The following is a 25,624-nucleotide window of genomic DNA, read 5'->3' on the forward strand; positions in this document are numbered from 1 at the left end:
GGAGCTGCCATGAACCGCATTGACGCAACCAACGCTGCCAAGACCCTGCACGCCAGGACGAAAAGCGATCCCAAGCTGCGCCCGGCGGGCCTGGCAGTGGCGATTGGTTCGGTGCTGGGGCTGGCACTGCCGGTTGGGCTGGCGACAGCCGCATCGCCCCCGAGCGTTACCGACGTCACCAAACGCGGCGATACGGACACGGACATCGTCGCGAATGGGAACGTCACGACGGTGACTACCAAGACCATCAACGGCGGGGTGGCCTTCAACTCATTCAGGGACTTCAAGGTTGCGCAGAACGATGTGGTCAACCTGGTGCTGCCGTTCACCGATCTGGCCAACAAGGAAGGGAGCCAGATCAACAATCTGGTCAATCTGGTCTGGGACTCGAAGATCTACATCAACGGTACCGTGAACAGTCTGCTCGACAGCACGGGTGCGATCGGTGGTCGTGTCTTCTTCGTCGATCCCATGGGAATGGTGGTTGGTGACCAGGGCGCACTCAACGTTGGCTCGTTGAGCGTGGCGACGCCAAGGGCGGATGTCATGGGTGACATTTTGGCCGGCGGCGGGGCGTTGAAGCGTTTGATGGCCGGGACCTTGTTACCGGAGCAGATCAGCGCAGACGGTGAAGTCAGCATTGACGGCAAGGTGCACGCCCGCAATGGCGTGCGCGTGCAAGCCCGCGCGATCGATGTGACTGGCACCATCCTTGTCGCCGTTCCGGCCAATGAGACCCTGAGTGGTGCGTTCAACCTGCAGCGCGAAGACGTCGCGGTGAATACCGGCGGCGACGATGCCAAGCTTGTGCTGGTGGATGATGGCAACGGCCAGATCCAGCTGCGTGCGGCCGCCGTCGTCGACACCGGATTGGCCCTGAGCAAGGATGCCACTGCCACGGTCACCATCGGTTGCGACGCCGCGCAGCCTGGTTGTGACAGCAGCGAGCGCGCCAGCCTGATCGCCAATGACATCGAGTTGACTGCATTGGCCAAGGTGGACTCGGGCTACAAGAACCCGGACAACACGCCGGATGGCATCCTGCAGAACGTCGAGGACAGCCTGGTCGACATCAGCGCCGCTGGTGACTTGTTGCAGACTGCGGCCGAGCTTGGCGCGGAAAAGGCGCTGGGGGGGCAGATCGCCTTCCTGCGCGCGAACAGCACTGCCCAGGTGGTCGTCAACGGCAATGCCGATCTCACCGCGACAGCGAACGCTACCGGCAAGCAAGGCGATATTGCATTGCATGCAAGCACGATGCAGCTGATCGACAACTCGGCCGCGGGGAAATCGTACGAAAAGAAGGACGTGCCGGTTCTGGACGACCAGGGCAACCCGGTGAAGAACCCGGATGGTACTCCCAAGACCCAGCCTGAAACCCACTATCTGAGCCTTGGTGCAACCTATGCGCAGATCAACGCAACGACCGATGCCATCATCCGCTCCGGCGCTGGTGTAAAGGCGGACGGCGCGGTCTCGGTCAAGGCCGATGCCGATACCCGCTTGAAGGTTGCGGCGCAGTCGTTTGCGACCAACAACACTGCGGCTGGTTTCACTGCGGCGATCAGCAACGTGCACGTGAACACCACTGCCAGCATCGAGGCGTCCGCGGCGGTGCTGGATGCAGGCAGCGTGAACGTATCGGCGGTCAATACCTCGTCGCTGGAAACCTCGGCGACAGCGTACTCGGATGCAACCGGAAAGGTCGGCCTGGCCGGTGCCGTCAGCCTGCAGGACATCAGCGCCACTGCGACCCTGGCGCGTGACGTCGATGCCAGCGGCAACGTCACCGTGCAGGCGGCGAGTGTTACCAGCAAGAACAGCACTACCAGCCTGGTCGATGCGCCGCCGAAGGAAAAGAAGAACGAGGACAAGAGCGATGATGCGGGCTCCAGCGGCGACAAGCTGATGGAACTGGTGCAGTCCTTCGCCGGCAAGGGTATCGCCGCAGCGCAGAAGAAGGTGTCCGGCGACGACGGATCGCAACCCGGAGGTGGAACCGGTGGCGGGACGCCGAGCACGCCTTCACCGTTTCGCCTGGGCGGTGCCATCAGCTACGTCGGTGGCAGCCATACGGCCAATGCCACGATTGGCAGCGGTGCGAAGGTCACCGCCGGCGGCGACGTGGTGGTGGACAGCCAGGTCATCGATGCACAGATCGCCAACCATGCACTGAGCAACATCCAGGGCCAGGGCAAGAGCAATGACGGTTCGGCATTCACCTTGTCCGGTGCCGTAACCATCGCCGACCTCGAGCATGATGCATCGACGCTGGTCGGGAGCGGCGCTGCGCTTGAGGGCGCGCATGTCGGACTGGGCTCGAATGTCACGTTGCCGCGCGATTTCAGCGCGCTGCAGGCGGCGCAGCCGAAATTCAGCAGCTTCGACGCGTTCAAGGATTCGCTCACCGCAGCCAAGACGCTGATCAGCGATCCTTCGGATCTTTTCACTTCCTACGGTTCGGCCAAGGGATCGGCGGATTCCGTCGCCTTGGGTGGCGTGGTCAGCTATTTCCGTACCAGGAACGCGGCCAGCACCAGTGTGGCCAGCGATGCGCACATCACCACCACCGCCACCGATGGCAAGGCGTGGACGGCGGCCCTGGATGCCAGGGATGAAGCGGGCAAGCAGATCACACGCAGCTTCGACAAGGATGCGGTGGTACGGGCCAGAACCGAGATTACCGCGATCCATGCAGCCGGTGATCTGGGCCTGACGCTGAAACGTGTGTCCGCCGGTAACGGCGGTACCGCGGTAGGCGGAAGCGTCGGCTACATGGACTATGAGAATTCGGCGACTGCGCTGGTCAACGATGGCGCGGTGATCAACAGCCATGCACTGGAAGTTTCCGCCGAGAACAAGGAGACCATCGTCTCGCTGGCATTGCAGTCGGGTCAGGGCGGTAGCATCGGAGTCAGCGGGACCGCGTCGGCGCTGGACCTGGACAGCCACACGCTGGCCGGCGTGAGCAGCAAGGCCAGCGTCATCGCCAGAAGCGTGGACGTGAAAGCGGATGAGGACCTGTTCGTGTGGTCGGTGGCCGGCGCGGTGGCGATGACTGACAGCCTGTCGGTTGGCGCCAGCGTGGCTTACCAGCAGATGGACACCGATACGCGCGCCTTCGTCGGTGCCATCCCGGATGATTTCAAACAGGGGACATCTGCCGCGACTGCTGGCAGCATCTCCACCAACGCATTGGCGGTGAACGCGACAAGCGAGGGGCTGACAGGGGCGGTGGCCGCCGCCGGCGCGATGGTCAGCAGCAAATCGCAGAAGGAAGAGGACCAGAAGGCGCAGAAGGCGCTGGCGGACAAGGAGAACGGTGAGAACCCCGGTTTCTTCGACAGCCTCAAGGCACGTGCCAGCGACAAGGTTGCCGGGTTGGAGTCGATGGCCGGCGGCCTGAAGAAGATAGGTGGCGACAAGGTTTCCGGCTACTTCGACAAGGCCAAGGGCCTGCTCGGCAGCAAGGATGCCCCGCAGAGCGATTCCGGTCCGATCAACCAGCCCTCGTTCGGAGTGGCGGTGTCGGGCAGCGTCACCATCAACCGCATCCGCCAGAACACCAAGGCGGACATCACCTCGGCGACCGTGCATGGACTGGATACGGTCAGCAAGCTGGACGTCAACGCGCTGAACAAGACGCTGCTGGTGAGCATCAGCGGCGCCATCTCCATCACCAAGGCAAACTCGGATAACAGCAGCGGCAGCGCCGCCATTGCCGGTGGCGTGGCCTATGGCGATATCGCCAATACAACCGTTGCCGGTGTGGTTGGCAGCACGCTGGACAATGCCGGCGATGTGTCCATCACCGCGCGCAACGAGAACGAGCAGGTCAACGTCGGCCTGGGTGTTGGCGTCAATGCCTCCAGTGACCAGAGCACCGCTGCCGCTGCCGCGGTGTCGGCGACGGTGGCGATGTCGAAGAACAACACGACCGCTAGCCTGGAGGGAACAACCCTGGGCAGCAGTGCCGCCGGCTACAACGTTGGCGTGAAGGCGGTCAACGAGTCGAAGATCGGCAATGGTGGTGGCGCGCTGTATGGCGGTGGCAAGGTCGGCATGGGCATTGCCGTGACCTATGCGGACATCGCCGACAAGACCGCCGCGTCGATCAGCGGCGGCAGCATCCGCGAGGCAGGGGACGTGCAGGTGATCGCTGCCGATGCTTCGCGGATCATTGCCGCGGCCGCGGCAGGCGGCGTCTCGAAGGAAGCCAACAATATCGGCCTGGCCGGTTCGGTGGTGATCAATCAGATCGCCAACCAGACTACTGCAACGATCAACGGCGGCGCGGACATCGTGTTCTCCGGAACGCTGGACACCTACGCCGGTACCGCGCGCGTCACCGACGTGCGTGCTACCGACGACGGCTGCTCTTCGGCCATGGGCATGGATTATTGCGGCTCGGCCATCGGCGGCGTGACCGCCAATGCCAACGCGGACACCGAATCCAGCAGTGATACCAAGGTGGCGGCGATCGAGCGCAACGAGGCGCGCAGTTCGATCATCGCGGTGGCCGGCATGGTGCAGGTCAGCGACAACAATGCCGGCGTTGCGTTCGGCTACAACAGCATCAAGAACAGCCACGTGGCATCGATTGCCGGGGCCAACATCAACAAGTTGAGCGGTGCCACCGGCGGTGATATCGCCGTCACCGCCGAGGACCATGCCGATATCCTGGCGGTCAGTGCCGGCCTGGGCGTCAGCACCGGCAAGTTTGCTGGCGTGGGCAGTGCGTCGTACAACCAGATCAGCAACACCACCGCGGCGCTGGTCGGCGTGGATGCAGCAGGAAATGCCGCAACGACGGTGTTGAACGGAACCTCGGTCCGGCTGGATGCCAGCGATGCGGCGTATATCGCCTCGCTTTCAGGCGCGGTGACCGCAGGCGCCAAGGTCGCGGTGGGTGCGGCATTGACCATCAACGAGATCGGCAGCAAGACCAGCGCGACTGCGCGCGGCGCGGACCTGAGCGCAAGCGGTGAGGTGACGCTGGATGCACAGAACCAGGCGAAGATCCTCTCTGCTGCGATCGCTGGCGGTGGCGCCGGCAATGTCGCGGTGCAGGGTTCGGTGGCCTGGAGCACGATCGGCAACAACGCCAGCGCCGATCTCATCGGCGGTGAGGTGACCGCCGCCAACATCTCGGTCGGCGCGGAGAACACCTCGAAGATCCAGACGCTGTCCGGCGCCGTTGCTGGCGCAGGTACGGCCGCGGTCGGCGCGGCCATCAATGTTGGCAGCATCTCCGATACCACCCACGCCGGCGTGAGTGGCACAAAGCTCAGTAGCGGCGATCTGGACGTGAGCGCGATTGCCGATTCCACCATCAAGACGCTGGCTATTGCCGGCGCCGCCGCAGGTACCGCGGCGATTTCGGCCAGCAACAGCACCAACCTGGTCAACAACACCACCGACGCCACCATCACCGACCTGCAGCTGAAGGGGGATGGCGTGGTTGGCGAGGTCACGGTCAATGCCGGGACCAAGGGGGCTGCCTACTCGCTGGCCGGTGCCCTGGCCGGTGCGGGCAGCGTGGCGGTGGGGGCGGCCAGCAGCGTCAACCTCATCGGTGGCACCACCTCGGCAAGTGTCACCGGCTCACGGCTGGACAAGGCGACCGGCCTGGATATCGAGGCCGGTTCCACCAACCTGGTCCGCACTGCCGCTATCTCCGGGGCGGGTGCGGGCAGCGTCGCGGTGGGCGGCAGCGTCACCACCAACATCGTTACCTCCGACACCTCGGCGCAGCTGCAGGACACCCGGCTCGACAGCAATGTCGCCGATGTGCGCGTGCACGCCAAGGATGGTCGCAGCATCGATTCCCTCGCTGGCGGCGGCGCCGTTGCAGGCAGCGTGGGTGTCGGCGCGGCGATCGCGTTCAACCAGATCGGCGGCAGCACGACGGCAAGCCTTGTCGGCGGCGGCAATGGCTACCAGGTGCATGCGAAGAACGTCGAGGTCTCGGCGGAAGCAACCAACGCGGCCGGCAATGGTGGTGCCAACATCCGCACAATCGCCGCCGGCCTTGGCGGCGGCGGTGCGGTTGGCGGCGCGGGTTCGGTCGCGGTGAACCTGATGGAGGGCCAGGTGCAGGCGCGCATCGCCGACGGCGCCGATGTGATTGCCGACGGCGACGTGAGCGTGCATGCGAAGCAGCAGCAGGGTATCGACGTGCTGGCCGGCAGCGTCGCGGTGGGGGCAACCGCCGGTATCGGCCTGGGCACGGTGGTCAACCTGATGACCGGCAAGACACTGGCGCAGATCGATGGTGCCGGGACCAAGGTCAGCGCGTTGGCATGGAACGGCGGTCAGGGTGTGTTGGTGGATGCGGCAACCAGCCAGGCCATCAATACCCTGGGAGTCAGCCAGGCGATCACCTTTGCGCCGATCAGCGGACAGACGCTGTCGGTGATGGCCGGCGTGAACGTGATCGGTACCCAGACCGAGGCAAGCATCAGCTCTGCGGCGATCAACAAGCATGACCTGAGCAGCTGGGCAGGAACGTGGCTGCCTGCGCGCGGCACGCCGACGCCGGGCACGGGGAGTGGCGGGGGGGCCGACAGCACGGCCGAGTTCGATTTCTACAGTGCCTTGGCGCAGGGCAGCGACAGCCAGGACGTGAAGGTCAAGGCCAGTAGCGACGTGAGCGCAAGCTCGCTGGTGATCGGTGCCGCGGCGGGCGCCGGCGGCAGTGCTTCCGGTGCGGCATCAAGCACGGTGCTGCAGACAACGACGAAGGCGCGGATCCAGAACGCGGATATCGCCGCCAGTGGCGACATCGCCGTGGATGCCCGTGGCAGCCAAACCGCGCAGACCACCGTAGCCGGCCTGGCGGCCGGCCTGGCCGGCGGTGCAGGCACTGGCGTGGTCAATGTGTTCTCCAGCAATACGGATGCGTCGCTGAGCGGCGGTAAGACCGTTGGCGCCAGCCTGGCGGTGAATGCGATCAATACGGTGGACAGCCGCATCAACGCCGGTGCGGGTGCCGCGGGCGGAGCGGCGGTTGCCGGCACGCTGGTGGTGAACATGGCGCAGACGCGCACCGGCGCAAGCATCGGTGGCTCCGGTGTGAACACGGTGATCGATGTGGATGGTGGCGTGGGCGTAGCCGCACATACCGATACGCGCTTCGAGAATACCGTGGTCAGTGGTGCGTTGGCCGGTGCTGCCGCCGTGGCGGGCATGGCCCAGTTCCAGCAGATCGCCAACACCACCGAAGCCACCATCGTGGATGCCAGCATCGACGCCGGTGGTGTGGATGTCGACGCGCTTGAGGAGCTGGCCATCAAGGCCAACAGCGGTGTGGTGGCCGGAGGATTGGGAAGCGGCGTGGGGGCGGCGGCCAACATCACGCTGCTGGGCAGCAAGGTGGCGGCCACGGTCAGTGGTGGCAGCATTCGCAGCGGCGGTGAAGTGAACGTCGACGCGGCTTCCATCCGCGACATCGCGATGATGACCGCCACCGCTGGCATCGGCATGAGCACCGGCATCGGTGGTGCAGCATCGGTGCTGCTGTCCGGCGTAGGTGATATCGGCGACGTGCTGGGTGAAGTGTCCGGCACCAAGGGGGCGGTGGACAGCCTTGCGTCCGGACAGAAACTGGATGCCAGCGTGACGGGTGACGCAGCGCTGGCGGACAAGCTGGACAGCAGCCACCTCGCACAGCTCAATGGCGCCACGTCCAACAGCCTGCTGACGCTGGGGGGCAAGCAGGACCAGGTGATCGCCGCGATCAAGGGGGCGAACGTCGAGGCGAGCCGCGTCGACGTCAATGCCGAGAGCCAGTTGAAGGCCAGCAACACCGCGGGCGCGCTCGCGGCGGGTGCGCTCGGTGCAGGTGGTGCGGTTGCCTACAGCGGCATGTTTGGGCAGACCTCGGCGGCGATCGAGAACGGTACCGTACGTGCTGGCAATATCCAGGTCGCGGCCAAGAGTGGCGCTGACAACGGCCAGCCAAGTTCGACGGTGAAGGCAATCGCGGGTGCAGCCGGGCTGGTTGGCCTGGGCGCGGCGGTTGCGTGGAATGACTTCGGGCAGACCACTACGGCGTCGGTGTCGGGCAACCTCAATGCCACCGGCCAGGGCGGTGGTCTGGATGTCTCGGCATCGGACCAGAGCCGTGCCAGCGTTGAGGCGACCGGCGCCGCCGCGGGTGCATTGGCGGCAGGCGCAGTGATCGCACATGCTGCCCGCAATTCGACGGTATCGGCCACGGTGGGAGCAGGCTCTTCGCTGGGCGGTTTCCAGCAGGTCGGGTTGAATGCGCTGCACGGCGGTGGCGTCGAGGCCACTGGCATCGGCGCCGTTGCCGGTCTGGCCGGCGCGGCCAATGCGGTGGTGGTCCTGGCCAAGGACACCAGCAGCGTGAATGCCGGCGTTGGCGATGATGCGAGGATCATCACCAAGGGGACGGGCGTTGCCGGCCCGGCGGTAGGAGATGGATCTTCGCTGCAGGTCGTGGCCAGCTCCGATGCCACGGTAGGTGCCACCGGCTTGGGTGCGACCGTGTCTGCCGGCGCGGCAGTGGGCGCAGTGGTGGTCAATGCCGAGGCGAAGGCCGACGTGCTGGCTGCGCTCGGTAACAAGGTAAACGTGAGCGGTGACGGCAACGTCAGTGTCAAGGCGACGCGGGGAGCGGCGCTGGGCACCGGCGCAGGTGTATCCGCGGCGGCCACCGCAGGTGCGGGTGGCATCTATTTTGCCGCCAATGCCGCGGTTGCCAACGCCGGCGACAACAGCGTGACCAGGGCCCTGGTTGGCAACGACGTCGTCATCGGTAGCCACGGTGACTTCATCGTGGCAGCTGACAGCACCACGCGACAGGACGCGCAAGCCACCGGCATCACCATCGGTGGGCTGGCGCTGGGTGCGGCGGTGGCCAATGCCAGCTCCGACACCCGGACCATCGCCGCCATCGGTGATCGCATCAGTGGCACGCATGCCGGCACCACGGCCGATCCGCTGCAGATGATGGGCAAGCTGGCGGTGACTGCAAACGGCAACGACAGCAACCTGGCCAGCACCTTCGCTGGTAGCGGCGGCCTGATTTCCGGTGCTGCCAGTGCGGCGGGCACCAATGGCACCTCGGTGGTGGACGCGAGCATCGGCAGCAATGCCGGCAATGGCAAGGGCCTTCTGGCTGACAGCATCGTTGTGGCGGCGACACACCAGGCCGGCTATGGCGGCAGCGCGGATTCAACCAATGCTGCCGTTGCCGGTGCCAGTGGTTCAAAGGTGCGCAACGTGGTGGACAGCACGGTGACCGCGACGCTGGGAAGCGGTGCGCGCCTGTTTGCCGGCCACGGTATGGGCATCACTGCCGACAACCTGTTCAAGAGCCTGTTGGATGGCCCGGCGGTGCAGGCCGCCGCCGGCGGCGTGATCAATGGCAGCGCGGCGTTGCTGGAGACACAGCTGACCGGCAGGACAGTGGCCAGTGTTGGTGACAACGTATTGCTGCAATCGGGTGTCGCCAACGGCGGCGGTGCCAACAACCTCGACATCGTTGCCCGCACCAAGGCAGTGGCGGTGGACAAGGCGCAGCTGTCGACTGGCGGTGCCATCCAGGTTGCAGTTGTGGATACGAAGATGGATGCCGACTTCAGCAACCAGGTGAGCGTTGGCAACAACGCCAAACTGGCGAGCTTGGGCTACCTCAACCTGGGTACTACCACCACCGGCTCACTGAGCAGCCAGGCGCTGGTCAATACCTGGGGTCTGGCAGCGGTAGGCGCGGCGCATTCGAAGGTGGACGCCGATGTCATCGAGAGCGTCAACGTCGGGACTGGCGGAACCCTGTCATCGGTGCAGAACGCCTACCTGTCCGCAGGCAAGGACGGCACCGGCTTGATGGAGAGCAACCTGCTGACCAATGCCGGCGCGGAGGGTTACGTACGCGGGCTGATCGCGATACCGACGGTTTCCGCCGATGCTGCCACCCGCGCGCAGATGGGGGTGAGCCTGGGTAAGGGTTCGACGTTGAACAGCTCTGGCGACATCTACGTGGGTGCCTGGGGCGACTATTTCGCGCAGCAGGCGAGTGGGCGCGCCACGGGCTACCAGCTGGGCTTCATCCCCGTGACCATCAACCGTTCCTCGCCCTCTGGCGCAGGAACAGTGGCCAGCAACGTGGCGATCGACGGCAAGGTGGTTGCGGGCACCGCGACCGATGTGCGCGTCGGGATCACGGGTGGTTTCAACTGCAGCGCCGATATCGGTATCGGTTACGCCTGCATGACGGTCGCCCAGCTCAAGCAACTGGACAGCAGCTTCGATCCAGGTGAGGTCGTCAACGACAACGAGCAGGTCGTGCTGATCGACGATATCTATGCGGCGGGTGCAGATGTCTATCTGAAGGGCACCAACATTCGCATTGGCAGTACCGGATCGGTAGCCGCGCATGGTGCACCGTCGGTGGATATCGTCAACGACTCGGCCTACCACCTGGCGTTCGGCAACATCTACATCCCCGACTACGCCGGCGGCAACGTAGTGGTTGCGGGCACGGTCAACAGTGGCTACGAGCGCATCAGCGGCAGCAGCTCAGGTGCCAAGCCGCATATCAACATCAACGGCAACTATACGCAGGGCAGTGGCACCTCGATCCTGCAGATGGGCGTGGTCAACAGCATCGGTGCCGATGTCCGCTACGAGTCCAAGGCCGGCTCCATCGTCAGCGGGCCGGTATACGCGGCAAGCTTCAACACGTTCGCGCCGAACGGCACCTTCACTTTCAAGAACAAGAATCTGGACAAGACCGTAGCTTCGTCCGAGGGGCTGTGGGCAAGTTACCTGCAGGGGCTGCTTGGCAGCGCCTATGGCAATGCCGACCTGGTGGCCGGTCTGCTGGCCAACCTGCAGTACAAGAACGGCGCCACCAATACCGAGCAGCTCAACAACAACCTGCTGAAGCAGCCGGGCGATGCTAACTATGGCGGTACTGCCATCATCGTCTACGGTGCATGTTTGCCGCATGTTGGCGGCTCGCGCTGCGGCACCAACCAGCCAGGGTATGGCGACTACACGACGTTCCCATACAACTACAAGAATTCGATCAAGATCCCAACCGTCGCCTACGTCGATAAGTTGAGCGGGAACGCGAGCTATTCGCAGAACGGTGCCATCGCGGCGGACAACAGTGCGATTCGCGCCCGCGAAGTGAACATCACGGCCCGGTATATCGATGTCAACGGCAAGATCGAAGCCGGTGCGGGCATCGACTGGTCGCTGAAGATCAGCGATGACACCAATGCAAGGAACTGGCTGGCTTGGGCGGATACACAGAGCGGCGTGCTGTCCGTGCCAGGTTCTATGGTGACCACGATTGGCGCAGCGTCCAACCTGATCTCGGTCAAGTACGACACAGCGGCCAAGCGCTTCATTGTGGATGACGTCAATGCCTCCGGCGGTGGCAAGGTGATGTTGGACGGCATGATCGTCAGCACCACCAACAAGGGCAAGATCAACGTCACCAGCGGCTTCGGTCAGGTGAAGGTGGATGTTGGCCTTGGTCGTGACGTCCAGCTGAGTGGCATGAATGTGGCGACCGGCCAGGATGGCGTGGTGCAGATCATCGACCGGCTCAAGACCAGCCTCGATGGCAAGGCAGCGTACTCCGTGTGGTATGTGCAGCGTGCCGGTGAGCAGGCCCGAGCCTACGATAACAGCGTATGTGGTGCTGCCTGCAACACCTGGGAAACCGCCAACAGCATCAGCAATGTGTCCAGCTACAACCCCACTGCTGGCATGCGCTACCGGTGGTCGATGACGGCCAACATTGGTCGCACCATTGACTGGAACAGCAATACAGCAGGGACCTGGAAGTTCCTCAATGGGCCCGGTGGTGGTGAGGCCTCTGGCGCGCAACGCTGGATCACTGGTGGCGGCACCTACTACCGTGCAGGCACCTCTGGTGCCGACATGGAATGGAATTACTCGGGCAGCTTCGGGAATTTCGACAACGTTGGCGTGGGCTATGGTTGCGGCGTAGTCCAATCGGGCTGCAATTTCGGCTTCCCGACGCCGGGTGGTGGCTTGCATTGGGACCCGTCGCGCGAAGGTGGCAAGGGGGGCTACGAAACCTGGTACCGCTACAGATTCCCGCAGAGTGGCCAGCTGAAGCTCAATGCCAGTGTGAGAGCGGACAACCCGATATCAATTGGCTTTGTCAGCCGCGACAAGGGGAGTGTCGATGTCAGTGTTGTCAGCGATCTGTACCTCAACGGAACCATCAACAACAAGGCTGGCACTACCACGCTGAGCTCCAGCCAGGGCAGCATCATCCAAGGCAATGATCGCGCCACGCTGTATGCGCAGAACCTGATTCTGAATGCCAGGAACGGCATCGGCGCGATTGACGGAAAGGCGATCGAGGCTGCGCAGTCCAGCGGCGGTACGGTCAAGGCAAGCACCAATGGGGGCGATATTGCGCTCAACGTTCACTCCAATGCGGACGTGCGCTTGGTGGCGGGCAATGCACAGTCCGGCTATGGCGACGTGAGCCTGATCGCTTCCGGAAACATCAACGGCGTGGCAGGTGATGCGGTTTCCATCGTCGGCAGCAACGTCAGGCTGACCAGCACCACCGGTAGTATCGGCAAGATCGGCTCCGCCGGCGCTCTGGTGATCTCTGCACACGAAAGCAATGGTGCCAACAACCAGGTCCGCGGCGGCAATGTTCACGCATCGGCGCGTGAGAACGTGTCGTTGGTGGACGTGGATGGTGATTTCTGGGTGGGCGGTGTGACCGCGACCAATGGTGATGTGTATCTGGAAGCAAGGAACGGCTCGCTGCTGGATGGCGCGCAGCGTGAGTCAGGCAAGGGGCTCAGCGACAGCCAGATCGAGGACATCCGCAAGCGCTTGAAGCTGGATGGTAGCGGCGTTGCCGACACCGTTGCCACCTATGAGCGGCAGGTGGAGGGCTTGTATGCGGAATACCTGAACCTCTACAAGCAGGGCGGAATCGTCGGCGGTGCATTCGTGCCGAACACGGCCTTGCTCGCTGCCTACCGCGCACGTGCCGAGTTGGCTGCAGGCGTCGTGCAGAGCGATGCCCAGGTGGCTGCCTTTGTCGCCGATCTGTATCAACAGATGGATGCCACCTTCGGCGCCGTGTACGGGGCGAGCTGGGCAACGGGCGCTGACTTCGCCACACCCAGTACCAACTTCAGCTTTACCCTGGATACGAATTCGAGCATCTACAAGGAGTTGTCTGATCGCGCGCATTGGGATGAAGGCCAGCTGCAGTTCGCCATCAACGCCAGCGCGCTGGAGCCGGCCAAGTCAACTGGCAACAACAACGCTGCACCCACCATCTCCGGTAGCAACGTCACCTTGAGAGCGCGTGACGGCCTGGGCAAGTTGGCCGAAAGCGTCGACGTCAACTACGCCCGCGTGTACGCCGGAAACCTCGATCCGAAGGAAGCCCTGGCCCTGGCGATGGCTACGTCGCCAGGCGATGTTCAGCTGATCGGTCGCAATGGTGAGGTGATCACCATCGACCAGCTGAAGGCAATGAGCGAGGCCGAGCTGCAGGCGGGGCCGGTGGACTTCATCCGGATCAAGCAGACCTCGCCGCTGTACGTGAAGGCCAGCGGCGCACTGACCGCGCAAGCCGGCAGCTCGGCCTATCTGCAATCCACCGACAATCTGACGGTGGCGGCGCTGGATGTCGCCGGCAATGCTGCCTTGGGCGTGGCGGGCAACCTTGCCGGTGCAACAGCCGGGACGCTGCTGAACGTGGGTGGCAACCTGAAGATCGAGGCCGACGGCAGCATCGGGAGCAATGTCGGTACCGCCAACGAGGCGTTGCTGGGGCTCAAGCTGGGCGGCACGCTCTCGGCCAATGCCGGTGGTGCCCTGGGTATCCGCCAGCATGGTGGCAACCTGCTGTTTGATTCGCTGTATTCAGGTGATCGCATGCGTCTGGACGTACGCGATGGCAGCCTGTTGTCAACGAGCTCCAGCGTCACCAGTCTTCGTTCAGGAGCCGGTGGTGTGCAGCTGAGCGCACGCGACAATATCAGCGCGCAGGATGGCGGTGCTCTGAATCTCCAGCTCGACAATGGTCGTCTGGATGGCAATGCAGGTGGCGATATCCTGATCAGCAGTCCCAAAACGGCATTGACCATCGGTACGCTCGAGAGTGGCCGGAACATGCAGGTCGGTGCGGCGGCGAACCTGGTCGCGCAGGCATTGCGGGCCGGTGGCAGCCTGCGTGCCGATGCTGGCGGAGTGCTGTACAGCGGAGCGCCGGGCGATCTGCGGATTGATGAGGCGCGCGCGCGCGATGACATCAGCTTGGCCGCGGCTGGTGACATGGCGCTGGGCGAAGTGCAGTCCGCCCAGGGCAATGCCTTGCTGGTCGCAACGGGTGGCGTCGAACTGGATGCGCTGCAGGCCAAGCTCATAACCATCAGTGCGGGTGGTCAACTGCAATTGCGGGCCGGCGGCTTGGTGGAGGGCGAAGCGGTGACAGCCAACCTCGGCAGCCTGGGGATGGGCGATGCGGCGCGGATGCAGGCGGCTTCGCTGCTGGATGTGACCACAGTCGGAGATATGCAGCTCGGGCAGTTGCAGGTTGCCGGAGGCAGCAACGCTGGTGTGATGAGTCTCGTGGCAGGCGGGCGTATCGCCGGTAACGGCGATGGGCAGGTGAACCTGCTTTCTGTTACCGGAACGCAGGTGAACCTCAATGCACAGACCGGCTTGGGCCAGAACGGTGAGCGGCTGAGCATTGCTGGTGGCTTGGTCAATGGTGGCACGCAGGGAGGGGATGCCTTCCTTGAGTTGGTTGGGCCGGGTCGCATCGGCACGCTGGTTGCCGATGCAGGCAACCTGGATATTGCCGGCTCTGCTGACATCACGTTCGACAGTTTGAAGGCGGGCAACAACCTGAACGTTGTCGCCGCCTCGTTGCAGGGTGGCGACCTGTTGGCAGGCCTGCAGATCGATGCAAGCAGCAGTGGTGCAATGACGTTGCGGGATGCGGTTGCAGGAAGTTCCATGCAGCTGAGCGCAGGCGAGGCGCTTGCGGCGCGTCAGCTGCTGGCGGGGACAACGATGGCGCTTTCCTCCGGCCGCACGCTGGATGTGCAGGAGCTGGCGGTTGGCAGCGATCTGTCGGCCGATGCAGTCGGCACGTTGTCCATCGTGCAGGCCGACATCACCGGCAATGCCATTGTCGATGGCAAGGCGGATGTGGTGCTGGGTACGGCCAACGTTGGCCAGGCTTTGGTCGCCAATGCAGCGACCACGCTGAGCGCGACGAGCCTGAACACCGGCGGCAACGCGACGCTGACCAGCGGTGGCAACACCACGATCGGCGCGATTGATGGCAAGCAGGATCTTTCGGTCGCGACGGGTGGCGATCTGGCACTGACCACTGGTACGGTCGGCGGCAATGCCGTGTTGAGCAGCACCGGTGCAACCAGCATCGACAGCTTGTCGGTGCAGGGAACCCTGGACGCGGATTCCGTCGGCGCACTGACGGCGCGGGTCCTGGCCTCGGGTGGCGCTGCGGCGCTGTCCTCGGGCAGCACGCTGGATGTGCAGGAGCTTACGGTTGGCAGCGATCTGTCGGCCGATGCGGTCGGCACGTTGTCCATCGCCAAGGCTGATGTGACCGGCAATGCCACTGTCGATGGCAAGGCGGATGTGGTGCTGGGTACGGCCAACGTTGGTCAGGCATTGGTTGCCAATGCAGCGACCACGCTGAGCGCGACGAGCCTGAACACCCGCAGCAACGCGACGCTGACCAGCGGTGGCAACACCATGATCGGCACGATTGATGGCAAGCAGGATCTGTCGGTCGCGACGGGTGGCGATCTGGTCCTGACCACGGGTACGGTCGGCGGCAATGCAACCTTGACCAGCGGTGGCAACACCACAATCGGCACGATTGATGGCAAGCAGGATCTGTCGGTCACGACGGGTGGCGATCTGGCCCTGACCACTGGCACGGTCGGCGGCAACGCCGTGTTGAGCAGCACCGGTGCAACCAGCATCGACAGCTTGTCGGTGCAGGGAGCCGTGGATATGGATTCCGTCGGCGCACTGACGGCGCGGGTCCTGGCCTCGGGTGGCGCTGCGACGCTGTCTTCGGGCAGCACGCTGGATGTGCAGGAGCTGACGGTTGGCAGCGATCTGTCGGCCGATGCGGTCGGCACGCTGTCCATCGCCAAGGCTGATGTCACCGGCAATGCCACTGTCGATGGCAAGGCGGATGTGGTGCTGGGTACGGCCAACGTGGGCGAGGCATTGCTCGCCAATGCAGCGACCACGCTGAGCGCGACGAGCTTGAACACAGGCGGCAACGCGACGCTGACCAGCGGTGGCAACACCACGATCGGCATGATTGATGGCAAGCAGGATGTGTTGATCACGACAGGTAGGGACCTGAACCTGGTCACCGGCACGGTCGGCGGCGATGCAACCTTGACCAGCGGTGGCAACACCACGATCGGCACGATTGATGGCAAGCAGGATCTGTCGGTCACGACGGGTGGCGATCTGGCCCTGACCACTGGCACGGTCGGCGGCAACGCCGTGTTGAGCAGCACCGGTGCAACCAGCATCGACAGCTTGTCGGTGCAGGGAGCCGTGGATATGGATTCCGTCGGCGCACTGACGGCGCGGGTCCTGGCCTCGGGTGGCGCTGCGACGCTGTCTTCGGGCAGCACGCTGGATGTGCAGGAGCTGACGGTTGGCAGCGATCTGTCGGCCGATGCGGTCGGCACGTTGTCCATCGCCCAGGCCGACATCACCGGCAATGCCACTGTCGATGGCAAGGCGGATGTGGTGCTGGGTACAGCCAACGTTGGTCAGGCATTGTTTGCCAATGCAGCTACCACGCTGAGCGCGGCGAGCTTGAACACAGGCGGCAACGCGACGCTGATCAGCGGTGGCAACACCACGATCGGCACGATTGATGGCAAGCAGGATGTGTCGGTCACGACGGGTGGCGATCTGGCCCTGACCACTGGCACGGTCGGCGGTAATGCCGTGTTGAGCAGCACCGGTGCAACCAGTATCGACAGCTTGTCAGTGCAGGGAGCCCTGGACGCGGACTCCGTCGGCGCACTGACGGCGCGGGTCCTGGCCTCGGGTGGCGCTGCGGCGCTGTCTTCGGGCAGCACGCTGGATGTGCAGGAGCTGACGGTTGGCAGCGATCTGTCGGCCGATGCGGTCGGCACGTTGTCCATCGCCCAGGCCGACATCACCGGCAATGCCACTGTCGATGGCAAGGCGGATGTGGTGCTGGGTACAGCCAACGTTGGTCAGGCATTGTTTGCCAATGCAGCTACCACGCTGAGCGCGGCGAGCTTGAACACAGGCGGCAACGCGACGCTGATCAGCGGTGGCAACACCACGATCGGCACGATTGATGGCAAGCAGGATGTGTCGGTCACGACGGGTGGCGATCTGGCCCTGACCACTGGCACGGTCGGCGGTAATGCCGTGTTGAGCAGCACCGGTGCAACCAGTATCGACAGCTTGTCAGTGCAGGGAGCCCTGGACGCGGACTCCGTCGGCGCACTGACGGCGCGGGTCCTGGCCTCGGGTGGCGCTGCGGCGCTGTCCTCGGGCAGCACGCTGGATGTGCAGGAGCTTACGGTTGGCAGCGATCTGTCGGCCGATGCGGTCGGCACGTTGTCCATCGCCAAGGCTGATGTCACCGGCAATGCCACTGTCGATGGCAAGGCGGATGTTGTGCTGGGTACGATCAACATTGGTGAGGCATTGGTTGCCAATGCAGCGACCACGCTGAGCGCGACGAGCCTGAACGTCGGCGGCAACGCGACGCTGACCAGCGGTGGCAACACAACCGTCGGTTCGTTCGAGGGCGAGCAGGACCTGACCGTCACGGCGGGCGGCGACATTGCAATAGCCAAGGCCCTGACGGGGAGGACGATGTACCTCGATGCGGGTCAGTCCATCCAGGTGGGCGTGGCGCAGATCGGCAGCGATGGAATCTGGAAGGCAGGCAGTGACATCAACGCTGATGCGGTGACCACTGGCTGCGCGTTCGATGCCGGTGCCGGCGGCGTGATCAGCATAGGCCTGCTGCAGGCCGGTTGCGGCATTGCGCTGACGTCCAGTGGCACGCTGTCCTTCGGTCACCTGCAGGCGGCTGACGACATCGGCCTGACATCGCATGCAGGCAGCGTGTTGGGTGGGCAAGTGGACGCTGGCGGTTCGCTGCTGGCAACGGCGGCGGCTGATATAGCCATCGAAGAGGCAGATGTCGCGCAGAACATCACCGGCACCAGCGGAGGCGCCCAGCGATGGGGCCGCTACGCCGCAGGAGGCGACACGCGCTTGCAGTCACAGGGAGATGTCACGGTTGGCAGCGGTGCCAGTGGCCGCGCGCAGTCGATCATTTCCGGTGGCAGCATCACGTTCGACCGGGTGGCCGCGGGTAGCACCGTCAGCATGGACGCACAGGGTGGTTCACTGAGTGGTGGCAACCTGCAAGCCGTATCCGGCGTTCTGGCCGCCCGTGATCAGCTCTCGCTTTCGCAGGCGTTGGTTGATACGCGCCTGAACCTCGCTGCGGACAGCATCCAGGCTCAGGTAGCGCAGTCGGCCGCCGGGCAGGGGCCACTGACCACAACCCTGACGGGTTATCACAACGGTGTGGCGCGCAAGGTAGTGGTTGAGGTGGATCCGCGTGATGCCTGGTTGATAGACCAGCTCAAGGCGGTGGACGCGCAGCTGGCAACCCGTTCGGCCCGGGCCAGTATCGGTCAGGCTTACATCGAACGGACCATGGCATTGAATACTGCGCAGATGCGGGTGTTCATGGACAACACCAATCCCATGCTGCGGCCGGTGGATGTACAGCTGATACAGCTGGACAAGTCCTTCCGCTTGGCTGCCGATGGTACGTTCCTGGTCACCGATGCCTATGTTGAGAGTTTCGGCGACGGCTTCCGTGTCACCAGCCCCAATTACAACCGTGACCATGTCGATAGTGACCTGAACTACTTCGGTGAAAGCGCGTTGCGTTACATGGGCCGGATGCTGCAGCTCGACCCGGGCTATAGCGACCAGGCACCGGTACGCGTGTTCGATGTGGACATGGGTGAGGACGTCATCGCTACGGATGGTGCGGCTGTCAACTTCGGGGCACCCAACTAATGAAGCACAGGGGCGTGAAGATGTATCGAGGGTTGCTACTACTTGGCGGCGCGTTGCTGCCGTGCATCGCGCAGGCGCAGTCAACCACCGCTGAAGGCGGCCAGACAACGACGCAGCGCATCGATGGCTACTACGAGCAGCGGCAGCCGTTGCAGCCGCAGCGGACACTGGACGATCCGCTGGAACAGCAGGCGGTGGAAGACAAGGCTGTGAAGAATGCAGATGGCGATCTGCAGTTCAACCTGACGGCGGTACGCTTCAGCCCATCGGAGTTGCTCGCCCGCGAGGACCTCGATGCTGTCTCGGCAGCCTATGTAGGGCGCCAGGTGAGCATGGCCGAGCTGGAGAAGCTGCTGGATGAGGTCAATGCACTTTATGCCGCCAAGGGTATTTCCACTGCCAAGGCCGTGTTGAAGGGCCAGGCGATCGAGAATGGCGAGGTGCAGATCAGCTTGATCGAGGGTCGGTTGGGCAAGCTGACAGTTGCTGGTGAGGGCAAGGTGCCGGAACGCTTCGTAAAGCGAAGGCTTCACCAGCCAGAGGGGGAAGTGGTGCAGACCGATCGTCTACGCGATGAGCTGGTCTACCTCAACCGGACCAGCGACCTGCAGGTGCGCGCACTGCTGCGACCGGGCCAAGCGGTGGGCACGACCGACATCGTGCTGATGACCGAGTTCCCTGACCCGCACAACTGGGGGGTGTTCATCGACAACTCGGGTGTGGAGAGCACCGGCCGCGAGCGTTATGGCGTGCAGGGTCAATTCTGGGGGTTGGCGGGTATCAACGATCTGCTGGCAGGCTCGGTGGCCTATTCGCGAGGGGGCCTCGAGGGTCGAATCGCCTACTCGGGCATCGTCAACAAGCGTAACGGTCGGGTTGGCGTGAACGTGTCGCGCAATCAGATCAACATCATCGATGGTGCCTATCGCGACCTCGACATCACCGGCGAATCCACCAACTACGGGCTTGACTACAGCCAGCCGTGGATCGCCAGCCAGAAGTGGCTGCTGTCCACCATCGCCAGTGTTTCACGCGGAAACTCAACGTCCGAGATCGCGGATGTGCAGGTTTCGGAGATCAAATCCACCAGCATGTCGTTGGGCGTGAGCGCGGGCTACCGCAACAACGGCTACGACTGGTCGATCTACCAAGGCGTATCGCGGGTGCGCACCGATGAGACGCTGAAGAACGGCCGCAACTTCACTGTCGCCAACGGCAACACCAGCTGGACGCAGCGGATCGGTGGCAGTGCCTTCCTTTATCGCGCGCAGCTGGGCTGGCAGTTCACCTCCGGGGAGTTCCTGCCGTCGAGCAATCTGTTCCAGGTGGGCGGGATTGGCAGCGTGCGTGGCTATGTCCGCGGTGCACTGTCCGGGGTAAAGGGCTACTTCGGCAGCGTTGAACTGCACAGGCCGTATCGGCAGGCGCACGACGCCTATGTGTTCTTCGATCACGGTGAGGTGCGGGGGGATTTCCCGACCTCGGCAAGCATCAGCAGCGTTGGCTTCGGCTTGAACGGACAGTTGTTCAAACGCTACAGCTATAGCCTCGACCTGGGTCATCCGCTGGACAAAGTGCTGAAGGACCAGGACAACGTGCGCGCGGATTTCCGCATCAGCGCCCGCTGGTGATCAAGACCCCGGGCAGGGCAGGGTGGCTCAGCGCCGCCCGTCAGCCCTGCTCGCGCACGATCTCGACCAGGCGCTGGCCGTAACGGGCCAGCTTGCTGCCGCCAATGCCGCCAACCTTGCCGAGTGCGTCGACGCTGGTCGGGCGCTGCTCGGCGATGTTGCGCAGGGTGCTGTCGTGGAAGATCACGAATGCCGGCACGTTCTGTTCGCGTGCCAGTTCCGCACGCAACCCGCGCAGTGCCTGGAACAGCGATAGGTCGCCGGCTTGTACCGGCAGACCGGTACGCGGGCTACCGCGCTCGCGCTCGCGCGTGGGTGCAGCGTCGCGGCGCATCATCATCTGCCGGCGGCCGGTCAGCACGTCGCGGCTGGCATCGGTCAGGCGCAGGCCGCCGTGGCTTTCCGGGTCCACTTCCAGCAGGCTGGCGGCAACCAGCTGGCGGAACACGCCGCGCCAGGCGCGCGCATCCAGGTCATTGCCGATGGCGTAGGTGCTGAGCTTGTCGTGGCCGAACTGGCGGATGCGTTCGTTGTCGCTGCCGCGCAGGATGTCGATCAGGTGGCCGACGCCAAAGCGCTGGCCGCTGCGGTACACGCAGCTCAGCGCCTTCTGCGCCGGAATGGTGGCATCCCAGGCCGCGGGTGGGGTGAGGCAGTTGTCGCAGTTGCCGCAGGGCTTGGGATAGGTTTCGCCGAAGCCGGCCAGCAGCACCTGGCGGCGGCACTGCATCGATTCGCAGTATCCGAGCAGATGGTCGAGCTTGGCACGCTCCAGCTGCTTGCGCTCCTCGCCGGCCTCGGACTGCTCGATCATCTGCTTGAGTAGCACCACGTCGCCGAGGCCGTAGCACAGCCAGGCTTCGGCGGCTTCGCCATCGCGGCCGGCACGGCCGGTTTCCTGGTAATAACCTTCCATCGATTTGGGCAGGTCGGTGTGCGCGACAAAACGCACGTCCGGCTTGTCGATGCCCATGCCGAAGGCGATGGTGGCGCACATCACGATGCCGTCCTCGCGCAGGAAGCGACGCTGGTTGGCGGCGCGTACCTCCGGCGGCATGCCAGCGTGATAGGGCAGGGCCTGCATGCCTTCGCCACACAGGAACTGCGCGGTCTCCTCGACCTTGCGCCGGGACATGCAATAGACGATGCCGGCCTCATCGCGGTGATTGCGCAGGAAGCCCAGCAGCTGGCGTTTGGCGTTGTCCTTCTGCACCACGGTGTAACGAATGTTGGGGCGGTCGAAGGAGCTGACGAAATGCTGGGCGGTGGACAGGTCCAGGCGCTCGGCGATCTCGCGCTGGGTAGGCGGATCGGCGGTGGCGGTCAGGGCGATCCGCGGCACCTGCGGCCAGCGCTCATGCAGTACCGTCAGCTGCCGGTATTCGGGGCGGAAGTCATGCCCCCATTGCGAGACGCAATGGGCCTCATCGATGGCGAACAGCGAGATGTGGGCGCGGCCCAGCAATGACAGAAAGCGCCCGGTCAGCAGACGCTCCGGGGCGACGTAGAGCAGTTTCAGCTCGCCGGCCAGCAGCTCGCGCTCGACCCGCGCGGCGGTTTCAGCGTCCAGCGTGGAATTGAGGAATTCGGCGCGGACACCGACCTGGTGCAGCGCCTCCACCTGGTCCTGCATCAACGCGATCAGCGGCGAGATGACGATGCCGCAGCCTTCACGCAGCAGGGCCGGGATCTGGTAGCACAGGGATTTGCCGCCGCCGGTCGGCATCAATACCAAGGCGTCGTTGCCATTGGCGACGTGCTCGACGATGGCCTGCTGATCGCCGCGGAAACTGTCGTAACCGAAAACGCTGGAGAGCAGTTGTTGCGCGGGACTCTGGGGCATTGCGCTAGTTTACCCGCTGGCGGGCCGCGCTGAATGATCGATACAGCGTCAGGCAGGCAGCGATCCGCCTGTAGTGCCGAGCCATGCTCGGCAGGGGCCTTGCCGATAAACCCCCTGTAGTTGCCAAGCCATGCTCGGCTGAGGCCTTGCCGATAAAGCCCCTGCCGAGCTTGGCTCGGCACTACAGGTACTGCGTCGAACCCGTTACTGCAGCAGCGACCGCAGCATCCACGCATACTTCTCATGGATCTGCAGGCGCTGGGTCAACAGGTCCTCGCTGGGGGCGTCGTCTGCATCATCGGCCTGGTCCAGCACCTTGCGTGCGGTCCGGCAAACCGCTTCATTGCCGACCACCAGCTGGCGGACCATCTCGCGCCAGTCGGCACTGTCATTCAGGCCCGGCTCCTCGGCAATCGAGGTCAACGCAGCGAACTCGCGGTAGGAACCCGGCGCGTTGAAACCCAGGGCGCGGATGCGCTCGGCGATCTCGTCCAGGGCGTTCCACTGCTCGGTGTACTGGTCCATGAACATGTTGTGCAGCGAGTTGAACATCGACCCGGTGACGTTCCAGTGGAAGTTGTGGGTCTTCAGGTACAGCGTGTAGGAATCGGCAAGGAAGTGTGAAAGGCCGTCGGCCACCTTCTTGCGATCTGCGTCCTTGATCCCGATATCTACAGCAGGTGCCGAGGGTGCGGCAGCTGCCAGTTTTTTCTTGCCGATTTCCGTCTTGGTGACGGCTGCTGCTGCGGCCTGCTTCTTCTTGCCGGCTTCTGGTTTGCTGCTGTTCTTGGCCTTGGCCATGACGCTTTTCTCCTTGGCGGGTTGAATGGCTTCACAATAGCGCTCTGGGCACCATACCTGTATTTCAAGTTTTGACGTTGAACGATTGATGAGCACTATCGAAAAAGACCTGTCCGCGCGCCTGCGCGCCGCCCGCCCCGCCATTGACGGGGCGATGAGCCGTGACCGTGGGCGGCTGTTGGGGCTGCTGTCGCGCTGGCAGGGCAAGCCCGCGGACGCGGCGGCCGAGCAGGCCTTCCAGCAGCAGCTGCAGCGCTCGCACGCGCAGCGCCAGCAGCGCGCTGCGCGGCCGATCGTGGTCAGCATGGACGAAGCGCTGCCGATCGCACGTGAAGCCGAGCAGATCAGTAGCCTGATCCGGGCCCATCAGGTAGTGGTCATCGCTGGCGAGACCGGCTCCGGCAAGACCACCCAGCTGCCCAAACTCTGCCTGGCGGCCGGTCGCGGCGAGGCTGGGATGATTGGCTGCACCCAACCACGGCGCATTGCCGCCCGCGCGGTGGCTGCGCGCGTGGCCGAGGAACTGCAGACCGAACTCGGCACGGTGGTCGGTTACCAGGTGCGCTTCACCGACAAGGTCGGTGAAGACAGCCGCATCAAGTTCATGACCGATGGCATCCTATTGGCCGAGATCGCCTCGGACCGCTGGTTGTCGCGCTACGACACCTTGATCATCGACGAGGCGCACGAACGCAGCCTCAACATCGACTTCCTGCTGGGCTACCTGAAGCAGCTGCTGCGCAAGCGCCCGGACCTGAAGTTGATCGTGACCTCGGCCACCATCGATACCGAGCGTTTCTCGCGCCACTTCGACAATGCGCCGGTGGTCAATGTCGAAGGCCGCACCTACCCGGTGGAGGTGCGTTACCGGCCGCTGGAGGACATGGGGCAGAGCGCTGACAGTGCTACGGCGCCAGCGCGCGGCAAACGCAGCGAGGCGGACAGCGATCCGGCGATGGATCCGGTCTCGGCCATTGTGGCTGCCGTCGATGAAATCACCCGCAGCGATGCGCGCGGCGACGTATTGATCTTCCTGCCAGGTGAGCGCGAGATCCGCGATACCCACCAGGCTTTGGAACGTCGCAAATACCGCGAGACCGAGGTGCTGCCGCTGTATGCGCGGCTGTCGGCCAAGGACCAGGACCGGGTATTCAATCCCGGCCCGAAGCGACGCGTGGTACTGACCACCAACGTCGCCGAAACCTCGCTGACCGTGCCGCGCATCCGCTACGTGGTTGATCCGGGTTTTGCCCGCGTCAAACGCTATAGCCCCCGGCAGAAGCTCGATCGCCTGCATATCGAAGCGGTATCGCAGGCCAGCGCCAACCAGCGCAAGGGACGTTGCGGTCGTATCTCCGAGGGCGTGTGTTACCGGCTGTATTCGGAGGCTGATTTCCTGAGCCGATCGGAGTTCACCGATCCTGAGATCCGCCGTTCCTCGTTGTCCGGTGTGATCCTGCGCATGCTGCAGCTGGGCCTGGGCAAGATCGACGAGTTCCCGTTCCTTGAAGCGCCGGACGAGCGTGCGGTGGCCGACGGTTGGCAACAGCTGGTCGAGCTTGGTGCGATCGACGAGGAGCGCAAGCTCACCGCCATCGGCCGGCAGATGGCGCGCTTGCCGGTGGACGTGAAACTGGCGCGCATGCTGGTGGCCGCGCAGAAGGGCGGTTGCCTGCGTGAGATGCTGGTGATTGCGTCCTTCCTTGGTATCCAGGACCCGCGCGAGCGGCCACCGGAAGCACGTGAGGCAGCCGACAATGCACACGCCTTGTTTGCCGATGCACGCTCCGAATTCATCGGCATCCTGCGGCTGTGGAATGCCTACCGCGATGCCCACGAAGAGCTCACCCAGTCCAAACTGCGCGACTGGTGCGGGCGCCATTTCCTCGGCTTCCTGCGCATGCGCGAATGGCGCGAGCTGCACCGCCAGCTGCGCCTGCTGTGCGAGGAGCTGGGTTGGGCGATGGGCGAGGACGAAGCCTTCGGCAAGGCGCTGTTGGCGGCGCCGCCGGCCATGCCGGCCGGTGGTGATGCCGAGGCCAAGCGCAAAGCCACGCGTGGCGAGCAGCACAAGGCTGCACGTCTGGCGCGCGAGGGGAAACCGGCTTTAAAACCGGGGTGCCGTTAAGGGGTTAGACCGAACACGGAGCGCGCCGCCACAAAAACACGGGTAACCCCCAGAGGCACCCGGGGTTGAATC

4 protein-coding genes and 1 pseudogene are annotated in these 25,624 nt (G+C 64.1%); 3 read left to right on the forward strand and 2 right to left on the reverse strand.

Going from position 1 to position 25,624, the window contains the following annotated elements; all coding sequences use genetic code 11:
* Positions 1-9: 9 nt before the first annotated feature.
* Both AC1VWL_RS13905 and AC1VWL_RS13910 read left to right on the forward strand, forming a co-directional pair.
* Positions 10-19,149: a leukotoxin LktA family filamentous adhesin gene (locus AC1VWL_RS13905; RefSeq protein WP_482987083.1), complete on the forward strand. Its 19,140-nt coding sequence runs from the start codon at positions 10-12 to the stop codon at positions 19,147-19,149.
* A gap of 20 nt (positions 19,150-19,169) precedes the next feature.
* A complete protein-coding gene (locus AC1VWL_RS13910) occupies positions 19,170-20,780 on the forward strand; it encodes a ShlB/FhaC/HecB family hemolysin secretion/activation protein (RefSeq protein ID WP_482987086.1) in 1,611 nt (536 codons plus the stop codon).
* A 40-nt stretch (positions 20,781-20,820) separates the two neighbouring features.
* On the opposite strand, the gene recQ is transcribed toward AC1VWL_RS13910, so the two are convergent.
* Together recQ and AC1VWL_RS13920 are read right to left on the reverse strand one after the other, a co-directional pair.
* A complete protein-coding gene (gene recQ, locus AC1VWL_RS13915; protein WP_482987084.1) occupies positions 20,821-22,623 on the reverse strand; it encodes a DNA helicase RecQ in 1,803 nt (600 codons plus the stop codon).
* Between the two features lie 204 nt (positions 22,624-22,827).
* Positions 22,828-23,424 carry a Dps family protein gene (locus AC1VWL_RS13920; protein WP_481510990.1) on the reverse strand — a complete coding sequence of 199 codons (597 nt, stop codon included), beginning with the start codon at positions 23,422-23,424 and terminating at the stop codon, positions 22,828-22,830.
* 88 nt (positions 23,425-23,512) lie between these two features.
* Here AC1VWL_RS13920 and hrpA point away from each other — a divergent pair.
* Positions 23,513-25,528: pseudogene (hrpA, locus tag AC1VWL_RS13925) on the forward strand (ATP-dependent RNA helicase HrpA); the annotation flags it as partial.
* Between the last annotated feature and the right edge of the window lie 96 nt (positions 25,529-25,624).

Source organism: Stenotrophomonas sp. STEN063 (genome assembly GCF_056854515.1).

What these genes read in the sequence shown, in the direction of transcription:
- AC1VWL_RS13920 (WP_481510990.1), bottom strand. Translation starts at nt 23,424, where the DNA reads ATGGCCAAGGCCAAGAACAGCAGCAAACCAGAAGCCGGCAAGAAGAAG.
- AC1VWL_RS13905 (WP_482987083.1), top strand. Translation starts at nt 10, where the DNA reads ATGAACCGCATTGACGCAACCAACGCTGCCAAGACCCTGCACGCCAGG.
- recQ (WP_482987084.1), bottom strand. Translation starts at nt 22,623, where the DNA reads ATGCCCCAGAGTCCCGCGCAACAACTGCTCTCCAGCGTTTTCGGTTAC.
- AC1VWL_RS13910 (WP_482987086.1), top strand. Translation starts at nt 19,170, where the DNA reads ATGTATCGAGGGTTGCTACTACTTGGCGGCGCGTTGCTGCCGTGCATC.